The sequence below is a fragment of the Rhodococcus sp. NPDC047139 genome (genome assembly GCF_040643435.1).
Lineage (GTDB): Bacteria > Actinomycetota > Actinomycetes > Mycobacteriales > Mycobacteriaceae > Rhodococcus.
Window position 1 is genome coordinate 52032 of record NZ_JBEYUH010000001.1, and the last position, 18354, is coordinate 70385.

The following is an 18354-nucleotide window of genomic DNA, read 5'->3' on the forward strand; positions in this document are numbered from 1 at the left end:
ATCGGTGCGGCGGTGAACGGGGATACCGTGAAACGGTGTGACGGATGCGCAGCGTGAGGCACGTGGCACCGAGTGTCAATCAAAGTGCCGGAAATCGTGATGTAAAATATTGCGAAACAATAACTTTCAATGACAATGATCTTGGAGCGCGAGTCGTGACACTCTGTGTCGAAATTGGTGACGGCGATCGCCGGTCCGGCCCGAGTGTGATGAGGGGATCAGGCGCGCCGCTATGGTCGTCGGCATGCATGCAGCCCTTTCATCCTCTGCAGCGCCTGCGGAGCCGGTCGTGGTGAGCCCGGCCGAGGCTCGGGTACGGCACGAGGCCTACCGCAGCAAGATCGTGACGGCGCAGGAAGCAGTGCAGTGGATCCGCCCCGGCGACACCGTCGCCATCAGTGGGTTCGCCAGCGCGGGCACTCCGAAAGCCGTGACTCCCGCCCTCGCCGAGCACATCCGTCGTACACGGGCGACCGGTGGCGATTTCCGGGTCAACCTCCTCACCGGCGCCTCGGTCGCCGCCGATACGGAGCGCATGCTCGCGGAAGTCGACGGCATCGCGCTGCGCATGCCCTACCAGTCGGAACCCACCGCACGTGGGCGGATCAACGACGGGCGGATGGAGTACGTCGACATCCACCTCTCGCACGTCGCGCAGCAGGTCTGGGAGGGTTATTACGGACATGTCGACGTCGCAGTCGTCGAGATCTCCGGCATCACCGAGACGGGCGAACTGATCCCGGCGACCTCCATCGGCAACAACAAGACCTGGCTCGACGTCGCGGAGAAGGTCATCCTCGAGGTCAACTCGTGGATCCCGGACGCGATGGACGGGGTGCACGATGTCTACTACGGCACCGCCCTTCCTCCGAACCGGCGGCCGATCGAGCTGACCGACGTCGAGGACCGCATCGGCCGGCCCCATTTCCGCATCGATCCGGAACGGGTCGTGGCTGTGGTCGAGACCGACCGCCCCGACAGCGCCACGAAGTTGACCGCTCCCGATGTCACGAGCAGTGCCATCGCGGCCCACGTCCTCGACTTCTTCGCACACGAGGTCGCCGCGGGACGGCTGCCCGCCGACACGCTGCTTCCGTTGCAATCGGGTATCGGCAACGTCGCCAATGCCGTGCTCGCCGGACTCGGCCGCGGACCGTACCGGGGCCTGACCTGCTACTCCGAGGTCATCCAGGACGGCATGCTCGATCTCGTCAAGAACGGCACAGTCCGTTTCGCGTCGGCGACCGCGCTCGCGCTCTCGGAAGCGGGACTGGCCGACTTCGTCGAGAACATCGACTTCTACCGCGACCACATCGTGTTGCGTCCGCAGGAGATCAGCAATCACCCGGAGATCGTGCGCCGGCTCGGCATCATCGCCATGAACGGCATGCTCGAGGCCGACATCTACGGCAACGTCAACTCCACCCACGTCATGGGCACCCGAATCATGAACGGCATCGGTGGTTCCGGCGACTTCGCCCGCAACGGCTATCTGTCGATGTTCCTGAGTCCGTCGACCGCCCGCGACGGTGCGATCTCGTCGATCGTTCCGATGGTGCCGCATGTCGACCACACCGAACACGACGTGCAGGTCATCGTCACCGAGCAGGGGCTCGCCGATCTGCGCGGCCTGTCACCGCGGCGGCGGTCGCGGGTCGTGGTGGAGCGCTGCGCGCATCCCGACTACCGCGCGGAGCTGCTCGACTACATCGAACGCGCCGAAGCGACCCCGGGTGCCGGCCACACACCGCACCTGCTCGGTGAGGCGTTCTCCTTCCACGACCGCTTCCAGCGCACGGGAACCATGCGCACGTCCTGAGCGCGCGACCGATACGTATGTCGGCCTCGGCACCGCGGTGCCGAGGCCGACATACGTTCGTCCATTTTCAGCGGATCGGTGCCGGGTCGATCTCTTCCTGCGGCAGCGTCGCCGCGATCGCCGTCGTGATGTCCTGGAGCGGCGTCGGCCCGGAGCCGTCGGGCACCGTCAGTGCCACATACACCGGGCGATCGACGACGAACCACGTACTCGCGGGGATACCTTCCGCGGCACCGGACACCTCGAACCACTGCACACCGTCGATCACCTGGAGCGCAGCCGCCTGATCGAACTCGGCAGGCCGGTCGAGGCCGCAACGCAGAACCACCTCGTCACCCTCGGGGGACTGCCAGGCCGCCGCACCGATCGGTGCCGGATCGGCCAGTTCTGCACGTGTGTAGTCGCCGAGATCCTCAGGGAGGGCACCGAGCAGTTGTGAGCAGGATTCGGATTCGGCTTCCGGGGCGGGCACGGGACCGAGACCCACGGGAGTGTTCACCGGACTCCGGGACACGATCACCGCGGCCACGACCACGCCGACGAGCAAGGCGACGGGCAGTGCGATCGCCGTCGCGATCAGAGCGGGACTGCGTCGGGTCTTGTCCGATTCGTGGCCCTCTGTAGAGGCGTCGTCGGAAGACTCGCGGTCGGGATCAGGGGTGTCGTTCATCGTGTCCAGCGTCCGGGCTCGGGGGCAAGGGGCGGTAGCGTGATCGAACGTAGCAGGGCACGCGCCGGCTCTCTCCCACCGCCGACCGAGAAAGAGGCGACCGTCACCGTGACGAACCCGACCCGACCCACCGTATCCGACATCGGGGAGTTCCCCGTGATCGAACGTGCGGTGAGAGCACGGCGACAGCCCGACAGCACGCTGGTCGGCCCGGGCCACGATGCTGCGGTCGTCGCGGCCGCCGACGGGCGTATCGCAATCTCGACCGACATGCTCGTCGAGGGCCGCCATTTCCGTCTCGACTGGTCGACTCCGCGGGAGGTCGGCCGCAAGGCCGTCGCTCAGAACGGCGCCGACGTCGCTGCGGTCGGTGCGCGGCCCACCGCGTTCGTCGTCGGTCTCGGGTGCCCGCCCGACACTCCGGTCGCCGTTCTCGACGAGATCTCGGCAGGGATCGGGGAGGCCGCGGAGGAGATCGGTGCCGGAGTCGTGGGTGGAGATCTCGTACAGGCGGCTCAAGTGATCGTCTCGGTCACCGTGCTCGGCGAACTGGAAGGGCGCCCGCCCCTGCTCCGATCGGGTGCACGCGCCGGTGACATCGTCGCTCTGGCCGGAACTACCGGTCGCTCGGCAGCCGGATTGGCTCTGCTCCTGGCCGGCAACCGGGAGTTTCCCGAACTGGTCGCGTCGCATCTCGTGCCGGAACCGCCCTACGCGGCCGGTCCCGCCGCAGCCGCGGCCGGAGCCCACGCCTGCACCGACATCTCCGACGGTCTCGTCGCAGACCTCGGACACATCTGCGCTGCATCGGAGGTGGCGATCGATCTGGACTCCCGAACGCTCACTCCCGGCCGCACGCTGCGGGAAGCCGGGGCCGCATTGGCAGCCGATCCGTGGGAATGGACCCTCGCCGGCGGTGAGGATCACGCGCTCGCGGCGTGCTTCCCGCCCGAGGTCGTGCTGCCCGAGGGGTGGCGGCCGATCGGAGTGGTGGCCACCGGGCGAGGAGTGACCCTCGACGGGAAGGAACGCTCCGCACCGGGAGGCTGGGAGAGCTTCGCTCCGGGCAGTGCACGTTAGGCGGCTTCGCTCGAGATAGGTTCTGCAGTCATGGCTGTCTACGCACTCGGCGAGCGTGTCCCCGATATCCATCCCGACGCGTGGGTTCATCCCGACGCGGTCGTGATCGGCAACGTCACCCTCGGTGCCGGGGCCTCCGTCTGGCCCTCCGCGGTGCTGCGTGGGGACTACGGCACGATCACCGTCGGAGAGAAGACCAACATCCAGGACGGCACGATCATCCACTGCACCGCGATCGAGCCCACGAGCATCGGAGCCCGGTGCGTCGTCGGCCACAACGCCCACATCGAAGGCTCCACCATCGGCGACGGCGTGCTGATCGGGTCGGGTTCGCTGGTCCTCAACGGATCGGTCATCGGTGCCGGTGCCCAGGTCGCGGCCGGTGCCCTGATCCCTCCACGATTCGAGCTTCCGCCGCGCCGCATGGCTATGGGTATCCCCGCGAAGGTCCGCGAGGGATACGAGATCCCCGAGGGGAACTTCGACGCGAACGCCGAGATGTACGCGGCGAATGCCGCCTACTACCGGACCGCCCTCCGCCGCATCGACCAGGAGTGACCAGGGTGGACGACACCGTCGATACGCAGTCCGTGGTCGGGCAGGCGGGTGAACCCCGCTCCGGTCGGCCTCTCGCAGAACTCGTCGATCCGGGTTGGGCGCGGGCGCTCGCACCGGTCGCCGACGACATCACCGCGATGGGACACTTCCTCCGCGCGGAACTCGCCGCGGGACGCAGCTACCTGCCGTCGGGCCGGAACGTGCTGCGCGCGTTCACCCAGCCGTTCGAGTCGGTGCGGGTGCTCATCGTCGGGCAGGATCCGTATCCCACACCCGGTCACGCTGTAGGGCTGAGCTTCTCGGTGGCTCCGGACGTGCGGCCGATTCCGCGGAGTCTGGTCAACATCTACCGTGAGTACACCGAGGATCTCGGTCTTCCGACGCCGTCCACGGGCGACCTGTCGCCGTGGACGGAACACGGGATCCTGCTGCTCAACCGGGTGCTGACCGTGGCGCCCGGCCAGCCGGCATCGCACCGCGGCAAGGGCTGGGAAGCGGTGACCGAGCAGGCGATCAGGGCGCTGGTCGGCCGCGGGACTCCGCTCGTGGCGATCCTCTGGGGTCGCGACGCCGCGACCCTCGAGCCGATGCTCGGGGATGTGCCCACCGTCAAGTCGGCCCATCCCTCGCCACTGTCGGCCTCGCGCGGATTCTTCGGATCGCGCCCGTTCAGCCGCGCTAACGCACTCCTCGTCGAGCAGGGCGGCGAACCGGTGGACTGGCGCCTGTCCTGACCACCGGTTCGGTGCCGGATCGACGTCGTCAGTTACGGACCGACTCCCAATCGGGTCGCCGCTTCGCCACGAACGCGTCGACGCCCTCGATGCCCGTGGGTGTCGTCGCAGCCGCAGAGATCGCAGCAGCTTCCACGTCGAGCTGCTCGGACAGCGACCGGCCTGCGGACCCGGCGACGAGCGTGCGGACAGCAGCGTAGGACTGCGTCGGGCCGTGCGCGAGGGTTCGGGCGATGCGCAATGCTTCGCTCTGGATCTCTCCGTCGGCGACGAGCCGGCTGAGCAGGCCCAGGCGCACGGCTTCGTCCGCGCCGATCACCGAGTCGGTCATGATGATCTCTCGTGCCCGCGACGGACCGACGATCCGCGGCAGGGTCCAGGACATCCCGCCGTCGGGGGAGAACCCGATCGACGGATACGCGGCGCGCATCTTCGTGCCCGGACCGGCAAGTGCGATGTCGGCAAGCAAGGCCAGGCTCATACCCGCGCCCGCGGCCCAGCCGTGCACGGCGGCGACGACCGGTACGGGGGCCTTCTCCAACTCGCGGACGAAGTCGTGGAAGAGATTCGCGATCTCGAGGAGGTGGGCACCGCGGTCCTCGGCCGCGGCGAATCCGAGGACGTTTCCGCCCGCACAGAAGTTCGCACCCTCACCGACGAGCAGAACGGCGCCGATCTCGGATCCGGCGGCGCGCAAGGCTGCGGTGCCTTGCTCCATCCCGAGCGGGGACAGGGAAGTGCCGTGCTCGGATGTCGCCACGGCGATTCGCAGGACGCGGTCCTCGACACTCACCAGCGAATGCTGCGGATTGTCGCCTGCGGGGAAGGAAACTTGATTCTCGGTCATTCGGGCACGATAACCGGCGTGCCGGATCGAGCGACGAAGGCCCCCGGCGCAATCGCGCCGGGGGCCTTCGCTACAGCTCTACCGGGTCTCAGCCCCGAACGACCTTGCCGGCCTTGAGGCAGGAGGTGCACACGTTCATCTTGCGGGTGTTGCCCGGAGCAACCTGAGCGCGCACGCTCTGGATGTTCGGGTTCCAGCGACGGTTGGTACGCCGGTGCGAGTGCGAGACCGACTTCCCGAAGCCGGGGCCCTTGGCGCATACGTCGCAGACGGCAGCCATGTCGCGAACTCCTTGTGTCTAGTGGATAGATCTTCTGTCTGTTGGTTCGACCTGCAAACACGGGGAACGAGTCACCCGTGCGAGGCAACCCGGCAAGCTTAGCGAACTCGAGGGCGGATGGCCAAACCGGACGGTGCAGCCACCCACGGCTACCCTGTCGGGCAGGACCCGACACACCTGCCTGTCGGCGTCGGGTGAACAGCATGACGGTGCCCGGAAGGTGAGAGGCGAAGGGGGTGGAATCGTTGCTCGGAGCCGAGGACACAGTGGACGGCCGGGCGCTGCGCCGATGGGTCGAGTTCGGCGTCGAAGCGCTCGACCAGCGTCGGGCGGAGATCAATTCGCTCAACGTCTTCCCGGTTCCGGACGGGGACACCGGCAACAACCTGCTGTTCACGCTGCAGGCTGCGGCGGCCCGGATCGGGGGTCCCGTGGACGGCGCTCTCACCGCCTCGGACGTCGCCGAAGGTCTCGCCCGCGGCGCGTTCGAGGGTGCTCGGGGCAATTCGGGAATCATCCTGGCGCAGGCACTGCGCGGGGTCGCCGATGCCGTCGCCGGCCTGAAAACGGTCGGCGCCCGGGATCTCGCCGCAGCTCTCGCGAACGCTGCGACTCTCGTCACCGGGGCGCTCAGCGCGCCTGCGAAGGGCACCATCGTCAGTGTTCTCGAAGCCGCTGCGGACGGCGCCGGACGGGCCGCCCAGGGCACCGATGCAACGGTGTGCGAGGTGGCCGTCGCGAGCGCGGACGCCGCCGCCGACGCCTTGCAGCGCACCACCACCCAACTCGACGTTCTCGCCGAGGCCGGGGTGGTCGATGCAGGCGGTCTCGGGCTGCTCGTGCTGCTGGACTGCCTGGTCGAGGTCACGACAGGAACGCGCCCGGACCGCCGGATGGAGCTCGCAGGTGCCTCACGACCCGTGGTGGAACCCGAGATCGTCGACGACCACCACGACCGCGACCACCAGGAATACGAGGTGATGTACCTCGTCGAGCAGACCGACGAAGCGCGGGTCGCCGCGCTGCGTTCGGATCTCGACGCCCTCGGTGACTCGGTTGCCATCGCCGCCGGTGAGGCCGGTTGCTGGTCCGTGCACGTCCACTGCTGTGATCCCGGCGCGGCGGTGGAGGCAGGCCTCGCGGCGGGTGCTCTCAGCCGCATCGACATCACCTGCTTCGCGCTCGAGTCCGTTCGCCGCGGATGCGCCGACGACTCCGCTGCGGCCGGATCCGGCGCGGCTGCCCCGGCGCGCGTCGAGAGGGCAGGGGAGCAGCCGCGGGCGATTCTCGCGGTGGTCGGCGGTGACGGTGCCGCCGAACTGTTCGAGGCAGAGGGAGCGACGGTGTTGCGGGCGGAGGAGATCTCCGCTCCGGACGACCTTCTCGAAGCGATTCGCGCCCTGCCGAGCCGTGATGTCCTCGTCCTGCCCAACGGGGCGCTCTCGGCGCAGGACGTGGTCGCGGTGGGTGCCCGGGCGCGGCGGGAGGACCGGGACGTGATGTTTCTGCCCAGCTCGTCGGTGGTGCAGGGGCTGGCGTCACTGGCCGTGCACGACCCGATGCGGGCGACCGTCGACGACGCCTTCGCGATGTCGGAGGCCGCATCGTGCGTGCGCTGGGGGTCCTTGCGGTATGCGGACGAACGGGCGCTGACCTGGGTCGGAACGTGCGAACCAGGCGACAGTCTCGGACTCTCGGGTCACGATGTCGTAGTGATCGAGCATGATCTGGTGACAGCGGGAGCGTCGCTGCTCGACAAGATTCTCGCCGCGGGTGGTGAGCTCGTGACGATGCTCGTCGGTGCGCATGCCCCCGCCGAACTCGTCGAGCAGCTGGCCGCGCACCTCGATCACCGTCACCCGGAGATCGACGTAGTGGTGTATCAGGGGGGTCAGCGCAGCGACCTGCTGCAGCTCGGCGTCGAGTAGCCGGTGTGCCGAGAGGTCACCGCGCGAGAAGCAGAAGGGACGGCAGTGGCGACACTCGCGGACCGGCTCGACCATGTCCTCGGCCGCAAGACGGCGGACGCATTGCACGACGCGTTCGGGATGGTCACGGTCGAGGATCTGCTACGTCACTATCCGCACCGCTACGCCACCCAGGGTGCCGAGCTGGGCGAGAGCCGGCCCGAAGAAGGTCAGCACATCACGATCATCGCGCGGGTCGAATCGGCGCAGGAGGTGCCGATGAAGTCGCGTGCCGGCAAGAGACTCGCCGTGCGGCTGCGCTCCGACCGCCACAGCATCGACGTCACCTTCTTCAACCCGCACCGGGTCAAGCACAACATCAAACCGGGAGTGCGCGCGATGTTCTCGGGCACCGTGAAGTACTTCCGCGACAAATGGAGCCTGACCCACCCCAGCTATCTCGTGCTGCCCGAGCCGCGCGACGCAGAGGACCTAGTATCCGCGGCGCCTGCCCGGGTGCGGGGCGCCGGTGCCCTCGCGGGTCTTGCGCGTACCGCCCAGGACGGCTCGGGCGTGGACATGTCGGTCTTCGACCGTGCGCTCATCCCCATGTACCGCGCGACCCGCGAGGTGGAGTCGTGGACCGTCATGCGGTGCGTGCGGCAGGTGCTCGACCAGCTCGACCGGGTCGACGATCCGCTGCCCGCATGGGTGCGCGAAGAGCACGGTTTCATGGGTCTCGACGAGGCGCTCCGGTCGATCCACCTTCCCGACACGAAGCAGGAGATCGATCGTGCGCGCGACCGCCTGCGGTTCGACGAGGCCGCCGCGGTGCAGCTCGTACTCGCGGGTCGCCGGCACGACGTCGAGGTGCGGTCGGCGCCGGCGTGTCCGCACCGTGACGGTGGGATCGCCGACGAGTTCGATCGCCGGCTTCCCTTCGAACTGACGGCGGGGCAGCTCGCCGTCGCCGACGAGATCTCGGCCGACCTGTCCCGCGGGCATCCCATGAACCGGCTGCTGCAGGGCGAGGTCGGTTCGGGCAAGACGATCGTGGCGCTGCGGGCGATGCTGCAGGTGATCGACTCGGGGCGGCAGTGTGCGTTGCTCGCTCCGACCGAGGTGCTCGCGGCACAGCACGCGCGTTCGCTCACCACGATGCTCGGCGATCTCGCCGCGGCGGGCGAACTCGGCGCTCACGAACTCGCGACCCGCGTGACGCTGCTGACGGGTTCGATGGGTACCGCGCGCAAACGGCAGGCGCTCAACGAGGCGGTGACCGGCGATGCCGGGATCGTGATCGGCACCCACGCGCTGATCGAGGACAAGGTGCAGTTCTTCGATCTCGGTCTCGTGGTGATCGACGAGCAGCACCGCTTCGGTGTCGAGCAACGCGATGCATTGCGGTCGCGAGGTCGCGACGGCGCGTCTCCGCACGTGTTGGTGATGACGGCCACGCCCATCCCACGCACCATCGCCATGACCGTGCTCGGCGACCTCGAGGTATCCACACTCCGCGAACTGCCGCGTGGCCGGTCACCGATCGTCAGTCGCGTGGTGCCCGCGAAGGTGCACCCGAAGTGGGTCGACCGCGCGTGGGAGCGCATTCGCGAGGAGGTCGCCGAGGGACGTCAGGCCTATGTGGTGTGCTCGCGAATCGGCGACGGCGATGCCGACGACGACGCGGCCTTCGACGCCGGTGCGCCCGAGCCGTCCGGCAAAGGCAAGCAGGCTCCCCCCGAGACGACCTCGGTGCTCGAGCAGTACGATTTCCTGACCTCCGGGCCGCTGAGCGAGCTGCGGGTGGGGCTGCTGCACGGCCGGTTGCCGGCCGACGAGAAGGACGCGGTGATGCAGGCGTTCAACGCCGCGAAGATCGACGTTCTCGTGTGCACGACCGTCGTCGAGGTCGGCGTCGATGTGCCGAACGCGACCGTGATGGTGATCGTCGATGCCGACAGATTCGGCGTCAGCCAGCTGCATCAGCTGCGCGGCCGCGTCGGTCGTGGCGGCCATCAGGGCCTGTGTCTCCTGGTGACCGACGCGAAGCCCGGGACGCCCACGATGATGCGGCTCGAGGCCGTCGCCGGCACGACCGACGGGTTCGAACTCGCCCAGCTCGATCTGCAACTGCGGCGGGAGGGAGACGTCCTCGGTGTCGCACAGTCCGGCACGGTCTCGACGCTGCGGCTGCTCTCGCTCGTCGACGACGCCGACGTCATCGAGTCCGCCCGTGCCTTTTCCCGGGCGGTGACGGAGAAGGATCCCGGACTCGACCGGCATCCCGGGCTTGCGAGCATGGTGCGGGCCGCCCTCGACGCCGAGCGTGTCGTGTATCTCGACAAGTCCTGAGTTACGTTCTGCGCACTCTCGAACCGAATCTGCGGTGAGGTTTCCGGGAGTGCTCCCGCAATGTTGACATCGTGTTACGGCCGGGGCCGACTGCATCGTTCCAGTCATGGGATCCGGGCATTCCGTCTCAGGATGTGGAACGCCCGCGGAAGTTCGCATGTCACGGCGCGGTACCGTCGACCAATGTTCTCGAAAGTGCTTGTCGCCAACCGTGGCGAGATCGCGATCCGCGCGTTCCGCGCTGCCTACGAACTCGGTGCCGGAACGGTCGCGGTGTTCCCGTACGAAGACCGGAACTCCCTCCACCGGCTGAAGGCCGACGAGGCCTATCAGATCGGCGAGGAGGGCCATCCGGTCCGTGCCTATCTGTCGGTGGAGAAGATCGTCGAAGCGGCCGTGGCGGCCGGTGCCGATGCGATCTACCCCGGATACGGCTTCCTGTCGGAGAATCCGGACCTCGCCGCGGCGTGCGCGGAAGCGGACATCACCTTCGTCGGTCCGTCGGCGGAGATCCTGGAGCTGACCGGGAACAAGGCCCGGGCGATCGCCTCGGCCAAGGCTGCCGGTCTGCCGGTGCTGGCGTCGTCGCAGCCGTCCGCGGACGTCGACGAACTGCTCGCCGCAGCCGAGTCGATGACCTTCCCGGTGTTCGTCAAGGCGGTCGCGGGCGGTGGCGGGCGTGGCATGCGCCGAGTCGCCGAACCCGCCCAGCTGCGCGAGGCGATCGAAGCCGCCTCGCGGGAGGCGGACGCGGCCTTCGGTGATCCGACCGTCTTCCTCGAGCAGGCCGTGATCAACCCGCGGCATATCGAGGTGCAGATCCTCGCAGACAAGTACGGCAACGTCATCCACCTGTACGAGCGTGACTGCTCGGTGCAGCGCCGGCACCAGAAGGTGATCGAGCTCGCGCCTGCCCCGAATCTCGATCCCGAGCTGCGCGACCGTATCTGTGCCGACGCCGTCGCCTTCGCGAAGGAGATCGGCTATCAGTGCGCGGGCACGGTCGAGTTCCTCGTCGACGAGCGTGGCAATCACGTGTTCATCGAGATGAATCCGCGCATCCAGGTCGAGCACACCGTCACCGAGGAGATCACCGACGTCGATCTGGTGCAGTCTCAGCTGCGCATCGCGGCCGGTGAGTCGCTCGACGATCTCGGCCTTTCGCAGGAGAACATCACCATCCGCGGCGCGGCGTTGCAGTGCCGCATCACGACCGAGGACCCCGCGAACGGATTCCGCCCCGACACCGGCCGTATCACCGGCTACCGCACCCCGGGCGGTGCGGGTATCCGTCTCGACGGCGGCACGTCGGTCGGTGCGGAGATCTCGGCGCACTTCGACTCCATGCTGGTCAAGCTCACATGCCGGGGCCGCACCTTCGAGACGGCGGTGGCCCGTGCCCGCCGCGCGGTCGCCGAGTTCCGTATCCGGGGCGTGGCCACCAACATCCCGTTCCTGCAGGCGGTCCTCGACGACGACGACTTCCGCGCCGGGAATGTGAACACCTCGTTCATCGAGGAGCGCCCGCACCTTCTGACGTTGCGCTCGTCCGCCGACCGCGGCACCAAGATCCTCCGGTACCTCGCGGACGTGACGGTCAACAAGCCGCACGGGGAACGCCCCACGACGATCTACCCGCACGACAAGCTCCCCGAGATCGATCTGAGCACCGAGCCGCCCGCCGGTTCGCGCCAGCGCCTTCTCGAACTCGGACCCGAAGGCTTCGCCCGCGCCCTGCGTGAGCAGAAGGCGATCGGGGTCACCGACACCACCTTCCGCGACGCCCACCAGTCGCTCCTCGCGACCCGGGTGCGCAGCAAGGATCTGCTGACGGTCGCCGGGCACGTGGCCCGGATGACCCCGCAGCTGCTGTCCATCGAGGCCTGGGGCGGCGCGACCTATGACGTCGCACTGCGATTCCTGCACGAGGATCCGTGGGAACGCCTCGCCGCGCTGCGTGAGGCGATCCCGAACATCAACCTGCAGATGCTGCTGCGCGGGCGCAACACCGTGGGGTACACCCCCTACCCGGAGGCTGTCACCCGCTCGTTCGTGCAGGAGGCAGCAGACACCGGCATCGACATCTTCCGCATCTTCGATGCGCTGAACAATGTCGACCAGATGCGTCCGGCGATCGATGCGGTGCGTGAGACGGGCACCACTCTCGCCGAAGTAGCGATGTCGTACACCGGCGATCTGTCGAACCCGAACGAGACGATCTACACGCTGGACTACTACCTGCGTCTGGCGGAGGAGATCGTGGAGGCCGGCGCGCATGTGCTGGCCATCAAGGACATGGCAGGTCTGCTGCGCGCCCCGGCCGCGGCGACGCTGGTCTCCGCACTGCGCAAGAACTTCGACCTGCCCGTGCACGTACACACCCACGACACGCCCGGTGGCCAGTTGGCGACCTATCTCGCGGCATGGCACGCCGGTGCCGACGCGGTCGACGGTGCGTCCGCGGCGCTCGCGGGAACGACGAGCCAGCCTGCCCTCTCGGCGATCGTCGCCGCAGCAGCCAACAGTGAGTTCGACACCGGGCTCGACCTGCAGGCGGTGTGCGATCTCGAGCCGTACTGGGAGGCTCTGCGCAAGGTCTACCGGCCGTTCGAATCGGGACTGCCCGCGCCGACGGGCCGCGTGTACACCCACGAGATCCCCGGCGGTCAGTTGTCGAATCTGCGTCAGCAGGCGATCGCTCTCGGGCTCGGCGACCGCTTCGAGGAGGTCGAGGCCGCATACGCCGGTGCCGATCGGCTTCTCGGCCGCCTGATCAAGGTCACCCCGTCCAGCAAGGTCGTCGGTGATCTCGCGCTGCACCTCGTCGGAGCGGGTGTCTCGGTCGACGACTTCGCCGCCGAACCCGACAAGTTCGACATTCCCGATTCGGTGATCGGTTTCCTGCGCGGAGATCTCGGTACCCCGGCCGGTGGCTGGCCCGAGCCGTTCCGGAGCAAGGCACTGTCGGGTCGCGCCGAGCCCAAGCCGGTGACCCCGCTCGCCCCGGAGGAGGAGAAAGCCCTCGGTGGTTCGTCCGAGGAGCGACGCCGGATGCTCAACCGACTGCTGTTCCCGGGCCCTGCGAAAGAGTTCGAGCAGCACCGCGAGACCTACGGCGACACCACCGAGTTGTCGGCCAACCAGTTCTTCTACGGGCTGCGCCACGGTGACGAGCACCGGGTGCGCCTGGACAAGGGCGTCGAACTGCTCATCGGTCTCGAGGCGATCTCGGATCCGGACGAGAAGGGCTTCCGCACGGTCATGTGCATCCTCAACGGGCAACTGCGCCCGGTGTCGGTGCGCGACCGCACGGTCGCGGCGGAGATCCCGGCCGCGGAGAAGGCCGACCGTAACCATCCCGGTCACGTCGCCGCGCCGTTCGCCGGCATGGTCACCCTCGTCGTGTCCGAGGGCGACAGTGTCTCGGCGGGCGACACCGTCGCGACCATCGAGGCCATGAAGATGGAGGCCGCGATCACCGCCCCGCGCGGTGGCCGTATCACGCGGGTCGCGATCGGCGCGGTGCAGCAGGTCGAAGGCGGCGATCTGCTCGTCGAGGTGTCCACAGGAGACAGTGCCGAGTGACACGGATCGTCGCCGGCCGGGCCGGGGGGCGGCGCCTGAAGGTGCCGCCCCGCGGGACCCGGCCCACCTCCGAACGGGTGCGTGAAGCCCTGTTCTCCTCGCTGGAATCGCGTATGGACCTCGACGGTGCCGCCGTCCTCGACCTCTACGCGGGGTCGGGAGCGCTCGGTCTCGAGGCTCTGTCCCGCGGCGCGGCACATGCGACGCTCGTCGAGTCCGATGCCAAGGCGGCGGGGGTGATCCGCGAGAACATCGCTGCTGTGAGTCTGCCGGGCGCGGTGTTGCGCGCCGCACCGGTGGCCGCGGTGCTCGCGGGTACCGCCGACCGTGTCTACGACCTCGTACTGGCCGACCCGCCTTACGCGGTGACCGAGAGTGCCGTGACCGCGGTACTCGAGGCGTTGGTGGCCGGCGGCTGGGTCGACGAGGGCTCCGTCGTTGTGCTCGAACGCTCCTCGCGATCGCCGGAAACGCTGTGGCCGCAGGCATTCGACGTCGGCAAGGTACGGCGCTACGGCGAGACCAGAGTGGAGATCGCCACCTGCTACGGTGCTGGATCATGAGCCGCGCGGTCTGCCCAGGATCCTTCGACCCGGTCACCAACGGGCATCTCGACGTCATCGGCCGGGTCTCGGCCCAGTTCGACGAGGTCGTCGTGACCGTCACGATCAATCCCAACAAGCAGGGGATGTTCACGATCGACGAACGCCTCGAGATGCTCACCGAGGCCACTGCACATCTGCCGAACGTCACGGTCGACGCGTGGCAGGGCCTGCTCGTCGACTACGCACGAGAGCGGGGGATATCCGCGATCGTCAAGGGGCTGCGTGGCGCCAACGATTTCGACTACGAACTGCAGATGGCGCAGATGAACCACAAGCTCACCGGCGTCGACACCCTGTTCGTGGCCACCAATCCGGTCTACAGCTATCTGTCGAGCTCGCTCGTCAAGGAGGTCGCGACCTACGGCGGCGACGTCTCCGACATGCTTCCCGCGTCCGTGCACGACCGCCTGCTCGCGCGTCTCGCCGAACGAGCCGCCGCGAAGTAGAGGACACCCGATCCCGACACACCGTGTCGGGGGCACGCAACCGCACCCTGCGCTACGGCAGACTGGACCGTGGCGCGACCGCACCGGTCGCGCCGGGCGAGTGATTGGGGTTGGGCGTGTACCGGGTATTCGAGGCACTCGACGAGCTGGTCGCAATCGTCGAAGAGGCACGTAGCGTTCCGATGACGGCGAGTTGTGTGGTGCCGCGTGGCGATGTCCTCGAACTGCTCGACGACGTGCGCGACGCCCTGCCACCCGAACTCGACGATGCCCAGGATGTGCTCGACCACCGCGACAAACTGATCGGCGACGCGCGGGCGCAAGCGGACAAGACGGTCGGCGATGCCGATGTGGAGGCGCGCACGCTTCTCGAGGATGCGCGGGCGGACGCCGACCGAATGCTCGCGGAGGCGAAGGCGCAGGCCGACCGGATGGTCATGGAAGCGCGGGCCCATGCCGACGAGCTCGTGCGAGACGCGCAGCTCGAGGCCGACGATCTCGTCGCCGAGGGCAACAAGCAGTACGAGAGCGTGACCGGGCGTGCCCGCGCCGAGGCCGATCGCTTGATCGAGTCCGGCCAGGCGTCGTACGAGCGCTCGGTGGCAGAGGGTGAGGCGGAGAAGGCGCGGCTGGTCTCGCAGACGGAGGTCGTGCAGGCTGCGCATGCCGAGTCGGCGCGTGTCATCGATTGCGCGCACGCCGAGTCGGACCGGCTCCGGACCGAATGTGACGAATACATCGACGGCAAGCTCGCCGAGTTCGAGGAATTGCTGGGCACCACACTGCGTTCGGTCGGCCGTGGCCGGCAGCAGTTGCGGCTGTCGGGTGCCCCCGACTATGCAGAGGCGGACCACCGAGCGGGTCGCCGCCGCTGAGCAGTGCGAGTTTTCACCGCTGTGCTCCATCGCGTATCATGGAGCGGTTGCCCTATCACGACCGAGTCGTGTTCCCGAGTCGTCCGAAGAAGGTGAGTTCCCCGTGTCCGCTCGTGGTTCCAGCACGTCTCGTCCTGCACGGGACACCGGACTGGTGCTCGACACGCTCTCCTTGGGCCGGCAGCCCGGCTCGATGCGCACGGTCGAGCGAAAGGTGGCGGCGCCGTCACGTATCGGCCTCGACCTGATCGCAATCGAAGAGGGTTCCGAGATCGATCTCGATCTCCGGATGGAGTCGGTGTCCGAGGGTGTCCTGGTCACCGGTACAGTTCGCGCCGAGGCAGTCGGTGAGTGCTCGCGGTGTCTCGAGTCGTTCACCCTGCCTGTGGACCTGTACCTCACCGAGCTGTTCGCCTACCCGAACAGTGTCACGGAGCAGACCACCGAGGACGACGAGGTCTACCGCATCGAGAACGATCTGATCGATCTCGAGCCGGTCCTCGTCGACGCGGTGGGACTGGAACTTCCGCTGCAGCCGTTGTGTAGTGACGACTGCGCGGGATTGTGCCCCGAATGCGGCATTCGCCTGGCGATTGCGGAATCCGGGCACCGTCATGAGACAATGGATCCTCGCTGGGCTGGGTTGGCAGCCAAGTTCGGCGCGGGCTCCGAAGAACCCAGCAGTCAAATCGACAGCATGAACAACGAGGAGAAGTAGACGTGGCCGTCCCCAAGCGCAGAATGTCGCGTTCCAACACCCGGTCGCGGCGCAGCCAGTGGAACACCACTGCGCCGACGCTCGTCACCTGCCCGAACCGGGGTTGCGGAGAGAAGAAGCTCCCCCATGTGGCGTGCCCGTCCTGCGGCACCTACAACGGCCGTCAGGTGACCGCGCCCGTCTAATCGGTACCTCACGTGACGAGCAAGTCCTCCGAGACAGCCACCGAGGGCGGCGAAGAGAGCCATGAGTCTCTCCTCGCCGCCCTCGGTGTGCCTCTGGACGCAGAACTACTGACCTTGGCGCTGACCCATCGCTCGTACGCCTACGAGAACGGCGGGCTGCCCACCAACGAACGTCTCGAGTTCCTGGGCGACGCCGTCCTCGGGCTCGCGGTCACCGAGAAGCTCTATCTCACCCACCCCGACAAGTCCGAGGGTGAACTCGCCAAGATCCGCGCGAGTGTCGTCAACATGCACGCGCTCGCCGAAGTTGCGCGCGATCTCGGGGACGGCGGCCTCGGCGCTCACCTCCTCCTCGGTAAGGGCGAGGAACTGACGGGCGGCCGCAACAAGGCCAGCATTCTCGCCGACGGTATGGAATCGCTCCTCGGCGCCGTGCACCTCGAGCACGGCATCGACGTCGCTCGCGAAGTGGTTCTTCGTCTGTTCGCCGATCTCCTCGAACGAGGACCCCGGCTCGGTGCCGGCCTCGACTGGAAGACGAGTCTGCAGGAACTCACCGCCGAACGTGCTCTCGGTGTTCCGGCCTACGAGATCACCGCGACCGGCCCGGACCACGACAAGGAATTCACGGCCACCGCCCTCGTCGGCGGTAACCCTTACGGAACCGGCATCGGACGCACCAAGAAGGAAGCCGAGCAGAAGGCTGCGGCGGCCGCGTGGAATGCGCTCTCCGCCGAGGACGCCAGTGATGCCGAAACGCAGTCCGATTCCGATTCGGAAACGTCTTCCGGGAGCAACTGACCGCACGTGCCGGAACTTCCCGAAGTCGAGGTGGTCCGTCGCGGACTCGACGCGCACGTCGTCGGCGCGACCGTGAGTTCGGTGCAGGTGCTGCATCCGCGTGCTGTGCGCCGGCACGAACTCGGCCCGCGTGATCTCGCCATGCAGGTGACCGGTCAGAAGGTCGCTTCGGTCGAGCGCCGCGGCAAGTACATGTGGCTCGTTCTCGAGCCGGCCGATCTCGCCCTCGTGGTACATCTGGGGATGAGCGGGCAGATGCTCGTGCAGCCCCCTACCGTTCAGGACGAGAAGCACCTCCGTATCCGTGCGGTTCTCGACAACGGCGCCGACCTGCGCTTCGTGGACCAGCGCACTTTCGGGGGATGGGCTCTGGCTCCTCTGGTGGAGGTCGACGGCGATCGTCTGCCGCTGCCTGTCGCGCACATCGCGCGGGATCCGATGGACCCCCGATTCGACCCGGACGCGGTAGTGGCCGTGCTGCGCAACAAGCACACGGAGATCAAGCGTGCCCTGCTCGATCAGACCGTCGTCTCAGGGATCGGCAACATATATGCCGACGAAGCCCTGTGGCGTGCAAGGATTCACGGCAATCGGGTGACCGACGCGTTGTCGCGCCCGAAACTTCGTGGGGTCCTCGACGCCGCGACCGAGGTCATGGCGGAGGCCCTCGGTCATGGCGGAACGTCGTTCGATGCTCTCTATGTCGACGTCAACGGAGAGTCCGGCTACTTCGAGCGTTCACTGAATGTCTACGGGCGTGAGAACGAGGGCTGCCGACGCTGCGGCGCCCCGATCCGCCGGGAGAAGTTCATGAACCGCTCGTCGTACAGCTGCCCGAAATGTCAGCCGCGACCGCGAACGGCCCGGTAGCGCTGGGCGTACCGGGCCGTTC

General features: G+C 67.9%; 17 protein-coding genes. 14 read left to right on the forward strand and 3 right to left on the reverse strand.

The features are described from left to right. Positions 1 to 244: 244 nt before the first annotated feature. Positions 245 to 1819 carry an acetyl-CoA hydrolase/transferase family protein gene (locus tag ABZ789_RS00240; protein WP_358417226.1) on the forward strand — a complete coding sequence of 525 codons (1575 nt, stop codon included), beginning with the start codon at positions 245 to 247 and terminating at the stop codon, positions 1817 to 1819. A gap of 67 nt (positions 1820 to 1886) precedes the next feature. Here ABZ789_RS00240 and ABZ789_RS00245 read toward each other — a convergent pair whose 3' ends face one another. Next, positions 1887 to 2489 carry a DUF3515 domain-containing protein gene (locus tag ABZ789_RS00245; protein ID WP_358417229.1) on the reverse strand — a complete coding sequence of 201 codons (603 nt, stop codon included), beginning with the start codon at positions 2487 to 2489 and terminating at the stop codon, positions 1887 to 1889. Between the two features lie 156 nt (positions 2490 to 2645). Between ABZ789_RS00245 and ABZ789_RS00250 the strand changes: the two genes are divergently transcribed. The 3 genes from ABZ789_RS00250 to ABZ789_RS00260 are packed head-to-tail and all read left to right on the forward strand — an operon-like array spanning position 2646 to position 4861. Beyond that, positions 2646 to 3569: a thiamine-phosphate kinase gene (locus ABZ789_RS00250; protein ID WP_358418172.1), complete on the forward strand. Its 924-nt coding sequence runs from the start codon at positions 2646 to 2648 to the stop codon at positions 3567 to 3569. 30 nt (positions 3570 to 3599) lie between these two features. Then, entirely contained in the window at positions 3600 to 4127 is a 528-nt protein-coding gene (locus tag ABZ789_RS00255; protein WP_358417232.1) for a gamma carbonic anhydrase family protein, read from the forward strand. Between the two features lie 5 nt (positions 4128 to 4132). Further along, positions 4133 to 4861, forward strand: a complete 729-nt coding sequence (locus ABZ789_RS00260; RefSeq protein ID WP_358417235.1) for a uracil-DNA glycosylase — start codon at positions 4133 to 4135, stop codon at positions 4859 to 4861. A 28-nt stretch (positions 4862 to 4889) separates the two neighbouring features. Here the strand turns inward: ABZ789_RS00260 and ABZ789_RS00265 are convergent, their stop codons facing one another. Both ABZ789_RS00265 and rpmB read right to left on the reverse strand, forming a co-directional pair. Next, the gene (locus ABZ789_RS00265; protein WP_358417238.1) at positions 4890 to 5708 is read right to left on the reverse strand and encodes an enoyl-CoA hydratase-related protein; all 819 of its coding nucleotides are present in this window, start codon (positions 5706 to 5708) and stop codon (positions 4890 to 4892) included. 88 nt (positions 5709 to 5796) lie between these two features. After that, on the reverse strand, positions 5797 to 5988 hold the full coding sequence (gene rpmB, locus ABZ789_RS00270; protein WP_006551201.1) for a 50S ribosomal protein L28: 192 nt from the start codon (positions 5986 to 5988) through the stop codon (positions 5797 to 5799). Between the two features lie 236 nt (positions 5989 to 6224). Here rpmB and ABZ789_RS00275 point away from each other — a divergent pair, with 236 nt between their 5' ends. From ABZ789_RS00275 to mutM, 10 genes are all read left to right on the forward strand, one after another. Next, positions 6225 to 7916 (forward strand): DAK2 domain-containing protein, encoded by a 1692-nt coding sequence (locus tag ABZ789_RS00275; RefSeq protein WP_358417244.1) that lies wholly within the window; start codon positions 6225 to 6227, stop codon positions 7914 to 7916. Between the two features lie 45 nt (positions 7917 to 7961). Beyond that, positions 7962 to 10247: an ATP-dependent DNA helicase RecG gene (gene recG / locus ABZ789_RS00280; RefSeq protein WP_358417246.1), complete on the forward strand. Its 2286-nt coding sequence runs from the start codon at positions 7962 to 7964 to the stop codon at positions 10245 to 10247. Between the two features lie 183 nt (positions 10248 to 10430). Beyond that, positions 10431 to 13832, forward strand: a complete 3402-nt coding sequence (locus ABZ789_RS00285) for a pyruvate carboxylase (protein WP_358417249.1) — start codon at positions 10431 to 10433, stop codon at positions 13830 to 13832. Further along, complete coding sequence (gene rsmD, locus ABZ789_RS00290; protein ID WP_358417252.1) at positions 13829 to 14395, forward strand: 16S rRNA (guanine(966)-N(2))-methyltransferase RsmD; 567 nt, start codon at positions 13829 to 13831, stop codon at positions 14393 to 14395. The genes ABZ789_RS00285 and rsmD overlap by 4 nt, the downstream gene beginning before the upstream one ends. Next, entirely contained in the window at positions 14392 to 14883 is a 492-nt protein-coding gene (gene coaD, locus ABZ789_RS00295) for a pantetheine-phosphate adenylyltransferase (RefSeq protein WP_358417255.1), read from the forward strand. The genes rsmD and coaD overlap by 4 nt, the downstream gene beginning before the upstream one ends. Before the next feature lie 116 nt (positions 14884 to 14999). Next, the gene (locus ABZ789_RS00300; protein ID WP_358417258.1) at positions 15000 to 15758 is read left to right on the forward strand and encodes a DivIVA domain-containing protein; all 759 of its coding nucleotides are present in this window, start codon (positions 15000 to 15002) and stop codon (positions 15756 to 15758) included. Positions 15759 to 15861: 103 nt separating this feature from the next. Continuing rightward, positions 15862 to 16476 (forward strand): DUF177 domain-containing protein, encoded by a 615-nt coding sequence (locus ABZ789_RS00305; RefSeq protein WP_358417261.1) that lies wholly within the window; start codon positions 15862 to 15864, stop codon positions 16474 to 16476. A 2-nt stretch (positions 16477 to 16478) separates the two neighbouring features. Continuing rightward, a complete protein-coding gene (rpmF, locus tag ABZ789_RS00310; RefSeq protein WP_006551208.1) occupies positions 16479 to 16661 on the forward strand; it encodes a 50S ribosomal protein L32 in 183 nt (60 codons plus the stop codon). 12 nt (positions 16662 to 16673) lie between these two features. Then, the gene (gene rnc / locus ABZ789_RS00315) at positions 16674 to 17462 is read left to right on the forward strand and encodes a ribonuclease III (protein ID WP_358417264.1); all 789 of its coding nucleotides are present in this window, start codon (positions 16674 to 16676) and stop codon (positions 17460 to 17462) included. A gap of 6 nt (positions 17463 to 17468) precedes the next feature. After that, positions 17469 to 18332, forward strand: a complete 864-nt coding sequence (mutM, locus tag ABZ789_RS00320) for a bifunctional DNA-formamidopyrimidine glycosylase/DNA-(apurinic or apyrimidinic site) lyase (RefSeq protein WP_358417267.1) — start codon at positions 17469 to 17471, stop codon at positions 18330 to 18332. Positions 18333 to 18354 lie beyond the last annotated feature (22 nt).

Coding starts and splice junctions, on each gene's coding strand:
- ABZ789_RS00265 (WP_358417238.1), bottom strand. CDS start 5,708: ATGACCGAGAATCAAGTTTCCTTCCCCGCAGGCGACAATCCGCAGCAT.
- coaD (WP_358417255.1), top strand. CDS start 14,392: ATGAGCCGCGCGGTCTGCCCAGGATCCTTCGACCCGGTCACCAACGGG.
- ABZ789_RS00255 (WP_358417232.1), top strand. CDS start 3,600: ATGGCTGTCTACGCACTCGGCGAGCGTGTCCCCGATATCCATCCCGAC.
- ABZ789_RS00240 (WP_358417226.1), top strand. CDS start 245: ATGCATGCAGCCCTTTCATCCTCTGCAGCGCCTGCGGAGCCGGTCGTG.
- ABZ789_RS00285 (WP_358417249.1), top strand. CDS start 10,431: ATGTTCTCGAAAGTGCTTGTCGCCAACCGTGGCGAGATCGCGATCCGC.
- ABZ789_RS00245 (WP_358417229.1), bottom strand. CDS start 2,489: ATGAACGACACCCCTGATCCCGACCGCGAGTCTTCCGACGACGCCTCT.
- rpmB (WP_006551201.1), bottom strand. CDS start 5,988: ATGGCTGCCGTCTGCGACGTATGCGCCAAGGGCCCCGGCTTCGGGAAG.